This window comes from Methylobacterium sp. CCH5-D2 (assembly GCF_001556475.1).
Classification (GTDB): domain Bacteria; phylum Pseudomonadota; class Alphaproteobacteria; order Rhizobiales; family Beijerinckiaceae; genus Methylobacterium; species Methylobacterium hispanicum.
Map to the genome: position 1 here is coordinate 1 of NZ_LSIX01000090.1, position 222 is coordinate 222.

At 74.8% G+C, this 222-nt stretch carries 1 pseudogene; it reads left to right on the forward strand.

Annotation, left to right across the window (positions count from 1 at the left end):
- Positions 1-222, forward strand: a pseudogene (locus tag AX737_RS01985) (methyl-accepting chemotaxis protein); the annotation flags it as partial.

The following is a 222-nucleotide window of genomic DNA, read 5'->3' on the forward strand; positions in this document are numbered from 1 at the left end:
ACCAGACCGCGCGCGCCACCGAGGAGATCACCCAGCAGATCGGCCGGATCCAGGGCTCGACGGAGCAGGCCGTCCAGGCGATCAGCGGCATCTCGGGGCGCATCCGCGAGATCTCGGGCGCGGCGACCTCGATCGCGGCGGCGGTGGAGGAGCAGGGCGCCGCGACCCAGGAGATCGTGCGCAACGTGGCCCAGGCCGCGGCCGGCACGGGCGAGGTCACGC